The organism is Photobacterium kishitanii (assembly GCF_000613045.3).
GTDB classification, from domain to species: domain Bacteria; phylum Pseudomonadota; class Gammaproteobacteria; order Enterobacterales; family Vibrionaceae; genus Photobacterium; species Photobacterium kishitanii.
The window spans coordinates 2,532,950-2,546,908 of sequence record NZ_LN794352.1 but is presented as its reverse complement, the minus strand read 5'-3'; the positions used below and the strand labels follow the sequence as shown (position 1 = coordinate 2,546,908).

The 13,959-nt window shown below is 32.1% G+C and carries 11 protein-coding genes; all 11 read left to right on the top strand.

What is annotated here, in order from left to right; translation table 11 throughout:
* Positions 1-260: 260 nt before the first annotated feature.
* The 11 genes from PPBDW_RS11930 to PPBDW_RS11880 all read left to right on the top strand — a co-directional run bounded on the left by PPBDW_RS11930 (position 261) and on the right by PPBDW_RS11880 (position 13,955).
* Positions 261-2,378, top strand: a complete 2,118-nt coding sequence (locus PPBDW_RS11930; protein ID WP_036795720.1) for a polysaccharide biosynthesis tyrosine autokinase — start codon at positions 261-263, stop codon at positions 2,376-2,378.
* A 74-nt stretch (positions 2,379-2,452) separates the two neighbouring features.
* Positions 2,453-3,343 carry an ATP-grasp fold amidoligase family protein gene (locus PPBDW_RS11925; protein ID WP_054262070.1) on the top strand — a complete coding sequence of 297 codons (891 nt, stop codon included), beginning with the start codon at positions 2,453-2,455 and terminating at the stop codon, positions 3,341-3,343.
* 142 nt (positions 3,344-3,485) lie between these two features.
* Complete coding sequence (locus tag PPBDW_RS11920; RefSeq protein ID WP_036795719.1) at positions 3,486-4,697, top strand: hypothetical protein; 1,212 nt, start codon at positions 3,486-3,488, stop codon at positions 4,695-4,697.
* A gap of 18 nt (positions 4,698-4,715) precedes the next feature.
* Entirely contained in the window at positions 4,716-6,104 is a 1,389-nt protein-coding gene (locus tag PPBDW_RS11915; protein WP_036795718.1) for a lipopolysaccharide biosynthesis protein, read from the top strand.
* Between the two features lie 47 nt (positions 6,105-6,151).
* The gene (locus tag PPBDW_RS11910; RefSeq protein ID WP_054262068.1) at positions 6,152-7,222 is read left to right on the top strand and encodes a glycosyltransferase; all 1,071 of its coding nucleotides are present in this window, start codon (positions 6,152-6,154) and stop codon (positions 7,220-7,222) included.
* Positions 7,223-7,232: 10 nt separating this feature from the next.
* The gene (locus PPBDW_RS11905; protein WP_036795717.1) at positions 7,233-8,396 is read left to right on the top strand and encodes a glycosyltransferase family 4 protein; all 1,164 of its coding nucleotides are present in this window, start codon (positions 7,233-7,235) and stop codon (positions 8,394-8,396) included.
* A 161-nt stretch (positions 8,397-8,557) separates the two neighbouring features.
* The gene (locus PPBDW_RS11900; protein ID WP_036795715.1) at positions 8,558-9,574 is read left to right on the top strand and encodes a sugar-transfer associated ATP-grasp domain-containing protein; all 1,017 of its coding nucleotides are present in this window, start codon (positions 8,558-8,560) and stop codon (positions 9,572-9,574) included.
* Positions 9,575-9,941: 367 nt separating this feature from the next.
* Positions 9,942-10,949, top strand: coding sequence for a sugar-transfer associated ATP-grasp domain-containing protein (locus tag PPBDW_RS11895; RefSeq protein ID WP_036795713.1), 1,008 nt, complete (start codon positions 9,942-9,944; stop codon positions 10,947-10,949).
* A gap of 9 nt (positions 10,950-10,958) precedes the next feature.
* On the top strand, positions 10,959-11,831 hold the full coding sequence (locus tag PPBDW_RS11890) for an ATP-grasp fold amidoligase family protein (RefSeq protein ID WP_036795712.1): 873 nt from the start codon (positions 10,959-10,961) through the stop codon (positions 11,829-11,831).
* Positions 11,831-12,838 (top strand): NAD-dependent epimerase, encoded by a 1,008-nt coding sequence (locus PPBDW_RS11885; protein ID WP_036795711.1) that lies wholly within the window; start codon positions 11,831-11,833, stop codon positions 12,836-12,838. The genes PPBDW_RS11890 and PPBDW_RS11885 overlap by 1 nt, the downstream gene beginning before the upstream one ends.
* Positions 12,839-12,842: 4 nt before the next feature.
* Entirely contained in the window at positions 12,843-13,955 is a 1,113-nt protein-coding gene (locus tag PPBDW_RS11880) for a glycosyltransferase family 4 protein (protein ID WP_036795710.1), read from the top strand.
* Positions 13,956-13,959: the final 4 nt, after the last annotated feature.

Sequence of the window (13,959 nt, the reverse complement as noted above, 5' to 3'; positions counted from 1 at the left end):
CCTTAATCTTTATGGTTTTATATGGTTATAAATAGATTTAACGAGAAAAACAAAAGGTGAGGTAAGATTAAGCGAATGAGGGGCTGTAACCTTAGGGCGGTAGCATATTTAATCATTAGTATATATCTTAATTATTTGTCTGTATGACAGCTCATCGTTAAAGTAAATAATAACTTTGGTGTAATTGTTTACTCTTAATTATTTACTCAAAAAATTTTCAAAACTTCCTTTTAGTTAACCATATTGGATTGAAATCATTCATGACTGCCATTAGTAATAAACAAGTAAAGCCCACTTCGACAGCGAATGAAGAAATCGACTTAGGTAAGATTTTTGGTGTTTTGCGAGATAGTAAAAAATCTATTCTTGCCATTACCATTGTCTTTACTTTATTAGGTCTGATTTATTCTGTTTTTGCGACCCCTATTTATAGATCTGATGTATTGATTCAAGTTGATTCAAAAAGTGATGGTTCTCCAGCATTTGGAGAAGCAATGGCAAAAGAATTTACAACAGAATCTTCAGCGGTCACTGAGATAGAGTTAATTAAATCTCGTCGAGTGATTGGTAAAGCCGTAGATAAGTTAAATTTGACAACATCTGTTACTCCAGATTACTTGCCTATTATTGGTAAAGGATTAGCGCGTTTAACGGGGAGCCAGAGTAGTGCAACGGTTGCTCATTTTATGATGCCTGCTGACGCTCAAAAAAACACTTACAAGTTGAAAATTACTAATGCAGATACTGGTGAGTTTGTAGTAACTGATGAAGATAATAGTAATGTTAAGCTAACAGGTTTTGTCGGCCAGCCAGTTAAAGAGCAAGGATATAGTTTATTGGTAACTGCGTTAACAGGAGTTAATAACGATACCTTTACAGTTAAAAAATTATCACGATTTGATGTTATTGCTTATTATCAAAAATCGCTAACAGCGACTGAAAAAGGCAAAGATACAGGTATTGTTGAAGTATCATTAAAAGGTCAGAATCGATTACAGACTCAAAAGATCCTCAACAGTATTAGTGAAAATTATTACTTAATGAATGCTGATCGAGCGGCAGCTAGCGCAGATAAGAGCTTAGAGTTTTTAAATTCACGCTTGCCGACAATTAAATCAGAACTGACGAATGCAGAAAATAAGCTTAATAAATACCGTGAAGCTAATCAATCAGTTAACATGGAAATGCAAGCGAAGTCATCGCTTGATGAACTTGTTGCTTTAGATGGTCAGATTAATGAATTGAGCTTCCAAGAAGCAGATATTTCACGCAGTTATACTAAAGAGCATCCACTTTACAAAGCGTTAATTGAAAAACGTAATGATCTTCTGGGTCAAAAAGCACGTTTAACACGTAAAATTGATCAAATGCCAGAAACACAACGAGAAATCATTCGTTTAACACGTCATGTTGATGTTAATCAGCAAACATATATGCAGATCCTTAATAAGATTCAAGAACTTGAAATCGTTAAAGCAAGTAGTTCTGCGAGTGTACAAATTATTGATACGGCATCTAGCAGCGCTAAACCTGTTGCGCCTAATCGTATTTTATTAGTTGTTGCCCCTGCAATTCTCGGCTTAATTCTGGGGGCATTAATTGCGCTATTCCGTGTTATTTTAAATAATACAGTTGTTGATCCGCAGCAATTAAAAACAATTGGTCTTCCTGTTTTTGCTTCAGTACCAAAAACACCAAAAGCAAAGAAAACATCAAATGCTATTTTGGCTGAAATTGAGTCAGATGATATTTCAGTTGAAGCACTGCGAACGCTGCGCAATCGTATATTTTTAGCAATGGATAATGCCAATAACAATACAGTATTGCTAACAAGTGCTAGTTCAGTTGCGAAATCTGGTAAAACATTTGTGATTACTAACGTCGCAGCATTGATGGCTGAAGCGGGTAAACGAGTGTTAATTATTGATGCTGATATGCGTAAGGGCAAAATTGCATCAGCACTTAATGGTAAGCAAGTTAACGGTTTAGCTGAATTACTTAGCGGTAAAAATGATCTAAAAACTGTGGTGAAAACATCACAAGTTACTAATCTAGATTATATTTCTGGTGGTGAAAATGCACATTCTCCTGCTGAACTGTTAATGCATAATGAATTTAAAACATTATTAGCATGGGCTGCTGAACATTACGATGTTGTGATTGTTAATTCACCACCAGTATTAGCTGTTGTTGATGCCGCGATTATAGGTGCAGCAGTAGGCACGACAGTAATGGTTGGTTGTTATGGTGCTGATACTTTAAAAGATGTTAAACAAGCAAAACAACAATTTGAAGATAATGGCGTTGAAGTTAATGGTTTTGTACTAAACAACACTATTAAGAAAACAAGTAATCAAGCGATATTTAAAAAATATTGATACGTCAATTTTAAAATAATTATGGCAACTAGGTTGCCATAATTATAATTTTCCTTTGCAAAAAGATATAAGTAATGAGAAAGATAATTAATTTAATTTGTAGTAAAAGTAAATTAGCACGTGATTTGAGGTTTAAATTTAGTTTTATTCGTAAAACTGGATATATACCTTCATTTACTAATCCAAAAACATTTAATGAAAAAATAAATTATAGAAAAAATAATTATAAACATGAATTATTTAGTGTTTGTTCGGATAAAATCAAGTCTAAAGAATATGTAGCAGAAAAACTATCTGAAGATTATATAATTGAAAACTATTATGTTGGCGATAATATTACTACCGAAAAGTTAAAAGAACTATTAGCTGAAAAGGGTGATGTGTTATTAAAAGCTAATCATAACTCTGGCCCTGTTTATTTAATTACAACTGATGCTACTGATGACGAGATCAAACGTAAAGTTGATGATGTAAATAATCAGCTTACGCAAGATTATGGTAAGCGATTAAATGAACCGTGGTATAGTGAAATTAGACCTCGAGTATTAGTCGAAAAAAGATTATTGCCACAAGAGGGTGAAACAGATATTCGTGATTATAAGTTTCATACCTTTAAACAAAACGATGGTAGCTTTAAGATTGTATTACAAGTTGATTTTGAACGAAATGATAACTATACCCGTTCTTTCTTTGATGAAGATTTAAATTGGCTCCCGTTTCATTCTGATATTGCAGCTTGTATTCATACTTCGATAGAAAAGCCTAAAAACTATGACGAGATGCTAGCAGCAGCAAAAATACTTGCTGAACCTTTTAGCTATGTTCGTGTGGATTTTTATAATGTTGATGGTGCGATTTATTTTGGCGAATTAACTTTTGCACATGGTAGTGGTAGAGCAGCATTTTGTCATAAAGTTTATGATTTATGGTTAGGCCGTTTATGGCAAAATGATCCATCATACTAAGATTTATATTGAATGAATATAAAGTCGAAAGAACGCTAATGTTTTTTATTATATTCTTAAATATAAATAATATGTTGCTGAGTTAGTATGCTAACTTAGCAATATTTTATATCAGTTAACTTTATACTGTGAATAAATAAATATGATGACAAATACTAAAATAAGCCAAGTTGTATTTTGGATATCTGTTGCAATTGTTTTCATCGGATTTATGGAAAACATTGATGCTTTAAGATATGACCTAATGGTACCGTTAATAGGGCTAGGATGGATATTACACTTCTTCTATAATGGGAATAAAATTGATACTCAAAGTACGAAGTCATTTATTTATATCTCATTATTAATAGTACTTATTGCGTTACCATCAGTTTTGAAAATCTTTCCTCATGCTCATAATTTGATGAGATATACCTTTTATAGTTTTGCTGTGGGGATGATCGTTAAGGTATTTTCCGCATACAGTGTGTTTGCTTTTTTAAAAGGAGATATTAATAAATTAGAGAAAATGATTAAATATGTGATCATTTTAAATTTATCAATGTTTTTTCTGCAATTTATTGTAGTGTTTCCAACTGGATATTATATTGATCCATTAAGAGCAATAACTGGTGAACATTCACGTTATGGTGGTGGAATGGTTATCCCTGTTATTGGTCAGGTTTATCGTTGTACTGGTTTTTTTGAAGAGCCGTCAACTTATTCTGGGTTTATGGTTGTTCTTTTAGCCTCTAAACTTTATCTAAATCCAAAAGTTGATAGGGTCGTGCTTGCTGTTGCTGCATCAATTATTCTTTCATTTTCAGTTGCTGCAATTATATATGGTTTAGTTATTATTGGTTATTTCTTATTGAAAAGTAAGGCTAGCTATTTAAAATATATTCTATTTTTATTATCTCCATTATTTGCAGCGGCTATTATTGCTATAGCACTTCAGCGTTTAACTTCTTTAGGTGGTGATGCGCAAGATATTCGTAGTAATTTGAATGCGATGGTCTTTGCTCAACAGCTACCTATCTTAATTTTTGGTAATGGTGCGCTTGGTATTATGCCTGCTGCTGCTGAGGTTATGAATAATAGCGGTAATGTATTTAAGCTTGGTATTGCGTCGTTAAATGATAATGGCATGTGGTTGTTTTTTATTATTAAATTTGGTTTTGTTGGCTTAGCAATGATAATGTCTTATCTGTTTTTTAAATCAAAGTCATTATTAAATAGAATTATGTTATTAGTTATATTCTTAACTAAATTAAGTTTTCTATATTTTGGGTTTATATTCTATTTCTTTTTAGTGTTTAATAATAAACCGGTATTAGAGGAGGATGCTAATGAAGCAGAAAGTGAAGTCGAGTAAACAAAGGAATCTGTTTTTGTGAATATTCGAGAATTCAAAGCTTTTTTTTGGAGCTTTATTGATGGTGTTGGTTCTCAAGGTAGCCAACTAATTATTACTATCATGCTAGCCCGATTACTTACTCCTGCTGATTTTGGTGTTATTGGTTTAATATCAGTCGTGGTGTATATATCTAATGTTATAGGTAATGGTGGCTTAAATAGTAGTTTAATTCGAAAGGCTAAAGCATCAGATGATGATTTCACCTCGGTATTTGTCTTTAATGTGACTCTTGGTGTTGTGCTTTATGCTATTGTTTTTTTCTCATCAGGTTTTTTGGCACATTTTTTAAATTTACCACAAGCAGAAATTTATCTTAAAGTTTATGCTTTAAGTATTATATTTACAGCTTTTGAACAAATTCAAAGGGTTACATTAACTTTAGATCTTAATTTTAGAACACAAGCTAAAATTACATTATTCTCTGTGATTTTTAGTGGTGTCGTCGCGTTAGTGCTAGCTAATTATGGTTTTGGCGTTTGGGCTTTGATTATCCAAACGGTTGTATTGTCATCAGTTAGATGTGTGATTTTTTGGTGTGTTATTCGTTGGCAACCAAAAGGGCACTTTAATATGCGTTTATTGTTAGAGCATCTTAATTTTGGTTATAAGTTGCTACTAGGTAATCTTGTTGATGTCGCATATCGATATATGTTTAATTTAGGTATTGGTAAATTTTATTCTGTTACAGATTTAGGTTTCTATAATCAGGCAACAAAACTGACTGAAGTACCTTCAATAACAATAACTGCAGTTGTTCGTCGAGTAAACTATCCAATAATTAGTAAATTAAGAAATAATAATAAGTGTTATTTTGGTAATTTAATAAATATTGCATCGTATATTACAAGTGTTTATTTACCTATTTCATTATGGCTATCTTTTAATTCTCATGATGTAATTTCATTACTATTAGGCGAACGATGGATTGGCGCTAGTTCATTTTTATCAATACTCGCTATTGCATTTTTTATCGTACCGTTATCTAATTTATTCGGCAATATATTATCAGTTGAAGGACGTACAGATTTATATTTTAAAATAAGATTAGGAGTTAAATTATTCCTTGCGGGGTTATTTTTCCTTATTCATTCTTATGGTATTTTTGCTGTGTTATTTTTCATCATGTTTGCGACTATTTTTGAATGGCTTGTTAATATTATAGTTTCATATAAATATTTCAAATTTCCTGTTTTTAAATATTTTAAGAGATTATTTTCAATTGTTATTCCAGTCGTTATTTCAAGTTTTTTAGTTAATAATTATATTAGTATAGATTCGACAATAGGTAATTTGGCTGTGAAGTTAATAGCAAGTATGATCGTACCTGCTTGTATCTTGTTTTTACTATCGAAAGAAAAAGTTTAATTAACAACCTTTATTAATTACTTATTTAAATTTTATTTGGTTATCATATGTCACAAAAAAGTATAGATTTATTTATAGATGCAATAAGGAAAGGTGGAGCTGAACGAGTTTGTGTTAATTACGCAAATTATTTAGTTGATAATGGCTATAAAGTACGCATTATTCTTTTTAGAGTATATGAAGATTCTTATATTGACCTTTTAGATGATCGTATTGATGTTATATATTTGCATTGTCATAATGCATCATCAATGATAAAAAAAATAAAAGCAACAAACTTTACTTTTGCTAGTACAGTGATGACATTTAATCATCAAATTTCTATTGCACTATGGTTTTATCGTCATTTTAAAGGGGGTGTTAATTTTAAATTGATTGCTCGTAATGTGAATTATCTCAGTCGTGATTTACATACTCCTGAAAACTCAATTAAAAAACTAGCTACTATTTTACTTACCAAAATAATTTATCGAAGAATTGATTGTTATATTGCTCAATGTAATGATATGAAAGATGACATGGTAAATTATCTTTCAGTTCCAGAGAGTAAAATTACAGTTATCTATAATCCAGTATCTACAAGTATTTACAAAAAGGATGATGTAGAGAAAGATATTGATGTTTTATTTGTCGGTCGAATTAGTAAGCAGAAAGGGTTAGAATATTTAGTTCCTGTAATAGATAATATTATTAGTAAAAATAGAGCTAAAGTTTGTATTATTGGTAAAGGTGTACTTGAAGAGCAATTAGATAAAGAATTATCTAATCTTGAAAAAAAACATAATATTGAGATTTTGCGAGTACGCTCAACTGATGATGTTAATGGTTACTATAATCGTTCTAAGTCTACGATATTAACATCTCTTTATGAAGGGTATCCAAATGTTTTAGCTGAATCATTAACTGCTGGAACACCTGTCGTTTCATTTGATTGCCAAAGTGGCCCTAATGAAATTATTCGAGATGGGGTTAATGGTTATTTAATTCCATGCTTTAATACTGAATTATTTGTTGAGAAATTAAAGTTAATTCTTGATGGCGAGAAGCTACCTGATATTCGAGACTTTAATAGTAAATATAGCTTTAACCTTCTAGAAGAATTAATTAATAGAGAGTAGAGAATAATTAATGAAAAGAAAAATTCTAGTTCTGAGCGATTATCGGGGTGGCGGTGGAGCTGGTCATGTAGCTATGCAATCTGGAGCCTTGCTCTCAGAGCAAGGTTATAATGTTGATTATATTTTTGGTATGGATTTTTTTAAGTTTAACGCCTTAGGGTACTGTTATAATTTAAAAGCTAAAAATATTATTAGAAAGAAATTAGCAATTAGTAAGCCTGATATTATTTTAATTCACAATTTTGATAATTTATGGAGTCCATTATTTTTAATCGAACTTAATAAATATAAAGAAAAGAGCGGAGCAAAAGTTATTATGACAGTCCATGATTATCATATGGTTTCAGCTTCTAACTCTCTTTCTTATTATGACGATGGAGAAAAGAAATTTTTTGAGAATATACCATCATTTAAAGAATTAGTGACAAAAAAATTAGATAAGCGTAGTTATATTCATGGTCTAGCACGATTAGTACAATGGTATCCGTATTACTCTTTATTAAATATACAGAAAACGTTTGACCATTTTATTTGTCCAAGTGAATTTATTTATAGTAAAGTCGTCCAGCGTTTTAACCCTTCGATTGTAAGTGTTATACATAACCCAACATCAGCAACGATTTCATCGTACCAATTTCATGATGATAATATAGTAATTACTTTTGCTGGACGTTTAACTAAAGATAAAGGAATTTACGACTTTCTGAAAGCGATTGCAGATTCGAAACTTGTATCAACTAAGCATCTTGTTATAAATATTATAGGGCAAGGGTTTTATTTTGATGATATAGCGAATTTGAAAGACACTTTAAAAAATCAAAATATAGATATTCTGTTACACGGTTTGCAAGAGTTTAAGGTGGTTAAATCTCTTTTTGAGAATTCATCATATGTATTATTGCCTTCACTTTGTTATGAAAATGCTCCATTAACACTTGTAGAGGGGGTGTTTGCAGGCTGTAAAATTTTAACAATGAATTATGGTGGCATGGCTGAAATTGCAAATAAGCTTGACGATTCAATTTTAATGGATGATTTTAGCTCAACATCTATTCAGATGGTTTTGGCAAAATTAAATACAGATAAAGAAAAACAGGCTACATTGAATGACTTTTATCTAGATTATTCTAATGATAGCTATATATCAAAAATTGAAAAATTATTTCATAATTAAATTAATTATGTTTCTTTTTGGTACTAACAGTATAAAAAGGATTTAAATACTGTTTTACTATTTTAAATATTTATCGGTTTATTAAATAACAATATAATATACATATTTATCGATATATTAAATAACAATATAATATAAGTATTGGTAGTGAAAGGTTTAAAATGAAAAATAGTTTTTTACGTCGCCGTATTTTTGATTTTCGTGCAGGAGTAAAAGATTTAATTTGGGGAATGAAAAATCCAGAATCTTTTAAGCGAAAAAACAATCTCAGTCCAATAATGGGAAGATTTTCATCTTATAAATTTGAGCAACTTTCTGGTGTGCAATCGAATGATTATCTTTCTGATTCTTTTTATTTTAATAAAATGGAAGGTAAAATAAATAAGTTTGAGTTAAGTGATTATTTCAACCATAAAGGTTATTTACCCTCTATTTTGCAATCCAATGCGATTCCATTATTGATTAATTATATCTCTGGTGTCGTTTATGATGCTGACGATAAAATTATTGATGTTAGTATTGTGGCTAGCCGGTTACGTAATGATCCGATTAATGAAGAGTTTGTTATTAAAAGGAGTGTCGGTACTGGTGGTGGAGAAAGTGTTGAGATTGGTAATGCAGATAAAATTATTCCGTTCTTTAATCTTTATTGCAAAAAGAAATATGATTTTGTTATTCAGCCTTTAGTTAAACAGCATGATAAATTGGCTGAGTTTAATCCTTCATCATTAAATACGGTGCGTATTATGACATTAGCTTATGATGGTAATGTTCACCATATTTCAAGTATGGTGAAGATGGGAGGCCCTGGCGGAAGAATTGATAATGTTAGTGCTGGTGGTTTATGCATTGGCATTAAAAATGATGGTTCATTAACAACCTTTGGTTTTGATTGTAACTTGAATAAAACGACGCGTCATCCGCAAACTCAGCTTGAGTTCCCAGATAATTATAAAGTGCCTTTCTTTAATGAGATGGTTGAAGTTGTCAGGGAAAAACATAAATTATTTAAGAGCCATGGCATAATTTCATGGGATGTTAGTGTAGATAATAATGGTTACGTTACTATTGTTGAATGTAATACCGCATGGAGTGGCTTAGAGTCTCATCAAGCATTTCATGGGCCAGTATTTAAAGACCACATGACATATATAAAGAATATTAATCAGAAGCATTAAATACTATTGTAAAAGAATGATAAATTATCTTTTTTGATAAACATTTAGACTTAATATCCTTTATTTATCCTGAATTTAGAAGTCAGCTCAAATTATTAGTTAGTTTATCGAAATGTAAATGCTTATAATAGTTAACACTTAATGTTGAGTTGCTTTTATATTTATAGTTAATTAATGACATTAAACAACTGTGAATATATCAATGATAAATCTTTTGTTTTTCATTGTTTTTTTATATGTTTTATTCGTGTCATTATTTTCATACTTTAATCTGCCTGTGAGTTTGAGATACTAGTTAATAGCGACCTGTGTATAATATAGAGCTTTTCATTATGTTAATAATAAAATTATTATATAAGGTAAAAGAATGAAAGATAGCTTTCCTCGTCGCTTTGCTTATGAGATTTTAGCAAATATCAGATTTATTAAATATGGTATGAAAAATCCAAAATCTATAAAGTATAAAAATATATTAAGTCCATTAACAGGTCGTTTTTGGAGTTATAGATATCAAGATGTTTGTGGTATCGAATCAGATAAGTATTTATCTGAACCTTTTTTTTACAATAGATTAGAAGCAAAAGTTAATGATTTTGGGCTAAATAAATTTCTTGATCACAAAGGCTATATTTCAAATATCTTAAATGGTAATACCGTTGCAATTATCGCAAATTGTATCGCTGGAACTATTTATGATAGTAATGATAAAGTTATTGAATTTAATGATTTAGTATTATTGCTTGAACGATCAGACCCAAATTTAGAATTTGTTATTAAACGGAGTATTGGAACCGGAGGAGGTAATGGTGTTGAAATTGGAGTTGCAAAGCATATTGTCCCATTTTTAAAATCCTATTTTGATGCTAAATATGATTTTGTAATTCAACCAGTTATAACTCAGCATGATGATTTGGCTATTTTTAATCCATCATCAATTAATACTGTTAGAGTGATGAGTTTTGCTTATCATGGCAATGTATATCCTATTTCAACAGTATTGAGAATGGGTAACGGTGGCCGTATAGATAATTCGGCAGCCGGGGGAGTATCTATTGGTGTCGATAATACCGGTAAGTTACGTGATTTCGCTATTGATCACGATTTTAAAAAATACTATCAACATCCGGGAACATCAATTAATTTTTCAGATGGTTATTTTATTCCTTATTTTAATGAGTTATTGGAACTTGTTAGAGATAAGCATAAGCTTTTAAAAAGCCACGGTATCATTTCGTGGGATCTGACTGTCGATAATGACGGGAATATGTCAATTATCGAATATAATGCAGGTTGGGGAGAAATAAATTTCCATCAAGCAAATAACGGTCCCATATTTAAAAATCATATTAAATATATTAGATGTATTAATAAGTGAGGTTGTAACGTGGAAAGTCTAGAATTTAGATTGTTCTCCAAGATTATCTCTAAAATACCAATAAAGACACGATTACAAATTTTATTTTTTCGTAAATTTAAGCGATTTATTAATTTTGATAATCCTCGGACATATAACGAAAAAATTCAGTGTAAAAAGATTGCAGACCGCAGTGAATTATTAACGATTGGCGCTGATAAAATAAAAGCCAAGGAATTCGTTAAGAAAATTGTACCTGAATTGTATTTACCCAAAATATTATGGGTGGGTGACTCTCCTGAGTCGCTTGATAATTTAGATTTATCAACGTTACCTCAGGATTATGTATATAAAGCTAACCATACTAGTCAGACGCTTGAAATTATTCGTCATGGTAATCATCTTTCTAAATCAAAGATGAAAGGGTTAGCAAAAGACTGGCTGAAAAAAGATCAGTCTGGTGCATTAGGTGAGTGGGCATATGAAAATATTCCGCCACGGGTATTTATTGAAGAATATCTTGAGTTTAATGGTCATGAGCCAGACGATTACAAATTATATGTTTTCAATGGCAAAGTTGGCTTCATTCAGTTAGATTCTGGTCGCTTTACAAGTATGACCCGTAATCTTTATGACACCAATTGGGAAGAACTTGGGTTTGAGTATCATCACCCTCGTCGTGATCCAGCTCCACCGAAGCCGGAATATATTGATGACATGATCCGTATTGCTGAAAAAATTGGTCAACAATACGATTTTGTTCGGGTCGATTTATATTTTTACAAAGGAAAAGTAACGTTTAGTGAACTGACTATGTATTCAGCATCTGGGTTTTTAACTATGCCTGATGATTGGGATCTAAAAATCGGTGATCTATGGACACAAAATTATAAGGTGAAATAATGAAATATTTAGTGACTGGTGCTGCAGGGTTTATCGGCGCAAAAGTAAGTGAAGAATTATTAAAAAAAGGCCATGACGTTGTTGGTATTGATATCATCAATGATTATTATGACGTTGCGTTAAAAGAATCACGCTTAGCACCACTACTAAAAGACAGTAAATTTGTCTTCAAGAAAATTGATATTGCTCATTCTCAAGATGTACTTGATTTATTTGCTGCCGAAAAATTCGATCGCGTTGTTCATCTTGCCGCTCAAGCTGGTGTACGTTATTCGATTGAAAACCCAATGGCGTATGCTGATAGCAACCTTGTAGGCCACCTTAATATTTTAGAGGGTTGCCGTCATAATAATGTTGCTCACCTTGTTTATGCATCATCAAGTTCAGTATATGGCCTTAATGCGAAAACACCATTCTCAACTGCTGATACTGTTGATCATCCTGTTTCACTTTACGCTGCGACTAAAAAATCTAATGAGTTAATGGCTCACTCGTACTCGCATTTGTACAATATGCCAACCACGGGATTACGTTTCTTTACCGTTTATGGACCTTGTGGTCGTCCAGACATGGCACCTTATATTTTCACCAAGAAAATTTTGGATGGTGAAACTATTGATATCAACAATAATGGTGATATGTGGCGCGACTTTACTTACATTGATGATATTGTTGAAGGCGTTATTCGTATTGCAGATGTTATCCCTACTCGTAATGATCAGTGGACGGTTGAGGAAGGAACGCCAGCTTCAAGTTCTGCGCCGTACAGTGTTTATAACATCGGTCACGGTAGCCCAATTAATTTGATGGACTTTATTAAAGCTATCGAAGCTGAATTAGGTATTGAAGCAACAAAGAATTTCCGTGGCATGCAACCTGGTGATGTGTACCAAACTTACGCTGATACGCAAGACTTATTCAAAGCAACTGGCTATACCCCTAAAGTAGGTGTTAAAGAAGGCGTTGCGAACCTCGTTCGTTGGTATAAAGAATTTTATAATAAGTGATCCCATGGCGAATATAGCTATATCTGCCAATACGAGTTGGTATTTATTTAATTTTAGAAAGAACACTATATTAGCGTTAATCGAAGCTGGTCATACTGTGACGGCGATTGCTCCTCGCGATGATTATTCAATAAAGCTTGAACAATTAGGGGCTCGATTCATTGATATTGATATTGATCAAGGCGGCACGAACCCGGTTAACGATGCTAAAACTTTTTTTGCGTTTAATAGTATTTTCAAGGCTGAAAAGTTTGACGTTGTACTAAACTTTACCCCTAAAAATAATATTTATGGCACCGTAGCGGCTTCTAAAAATGGCACAAAAGTCATTAATAATATTGCCGGTCTGGGCATTATTTTTATTAATGAAAATTTGACAGCAAAAATTGCACGCGGCTTATATAAATTTAGTCAACGTCGTGCAGATAAAATTTTCTTTCAAAACGAAGATGATCGCGGATTATTTATTGATAATAAGTTGGCGGATATTTCAAAGACGGATCGTTTACCTGGTTCTGGTGCTGATCTCTCACGCTTTGCAATATCACCAGCGGCTGACGATGGCGTAGTGAGCTTTTTATTAGTAGCACGGATGCTGTATGACAAAGGTATTGGTCATTATGTTGAAGCTGCTCGTGAATTGAAGCAACGCTATGGCGATAAAGTACAATTTAATTTACTTGGCTTTCTCGATGTCAATAATCCTTCTGCGGTGTCAAAAGCTGAAATGCAAGTATGGGTTGATGAAGGTATTGTTAACTATCTTGGTTTTTCAGATAAGGTTGAAGAAGAGATAGCTAAAGTAGATTGCATGGTATTACCTTCTTTTTATCGTGAAGGTGTTCCGAAGTCATTACTTGAAGCGGGGGCAATGGGAAAGCCTATTGTCACAACAGATAATGTTGGTTGCCGCGAAACTGTAGATCATGGTGTAAACGGCTATCTTTGTCAGACACGATCAACAGCAAGCCTGGTGGAAATGCTCACTAAAATGATTGAGCAAACTCACCAAGAACGGCTTAATATGGGCTTAGCGAGTCGCCAGAAAATAGAAAATGAATTCGATGAAAAGATTATAATTAACAAGTATTTAACAGCTATTGAAAGTATTATCTAAGAGA

What these genes read in the sequence shown, in the direction of transcription:
- PPBDW_RS11930 (WP_036795720.1), top strand. Translation starts at nt 261, where the DNA reads ATGACTGCCATTAGTAATAAACAAGTAAAGCCCACTTCGACAGCGAAT.
- PPBDW_RS11925 (WP_054262070.1), top strand. Translation starts at nt 2,453, where the DNA reads ATGAGAAAGATAATTAATTTAATTTGTAGTAAAAGTAAATTAGCACGT.
- PPBDW_RS11920 (WP_036795719.1), top strand. Translation starts at nt 3,486, where the DNA reads ATGATGACAAATACTAAAATAAGCCAAGTTGTATTTTGGATATCTGTT.
- PPBDW_RS11910 (WP_054262068.1), top strand. Translation starts at nt 6,152, where the DNA reads ATGTCACAAAAAAGTATAGATTTATTTATAGATGCAATAAGGAAAGGT.
- PPBDW_RS11905 (WP_036795717.1), top strand. Translation starts at nt 7,233, where the DNA reads ATGAAAAGAAAAATTCTAGTTCTGAGCGATTATCGGGGTGGCGGTGGA.
- PPBDW_RS11900 (WP_036795715.1), top strand. Translation starts at nt 8,558, where the DNA reads ATGAAAAATAGTTTTTTACGTCGCCGTATTTTTGATTTTCGTGCAGGA.
- PPBDW_RS11895 (WP_036795713.1), top strand. Translation starts at nt 9,942, where the DNA reads ATGAAAGATAGCTTTCCTCGTCGCTTTGCTTATGAGATTTTAGCAAAT.
- PPBDW_RS11885 (WP_036795711.1), top strand. Translation starts at nt 11,831, where the DNA reads ATGAAATATTTAGTGACTGGTGCTGCAGGGTTTATCGGCGCAAAAGTA.
- PPBDW_RS11880 (WP_036795710.1), top strand. Translation starts at nt 12,843, where the DNA reads ATGGCGAATATAGCTATATCTGCCAATACGAGTTGGTATTTATTTAAT.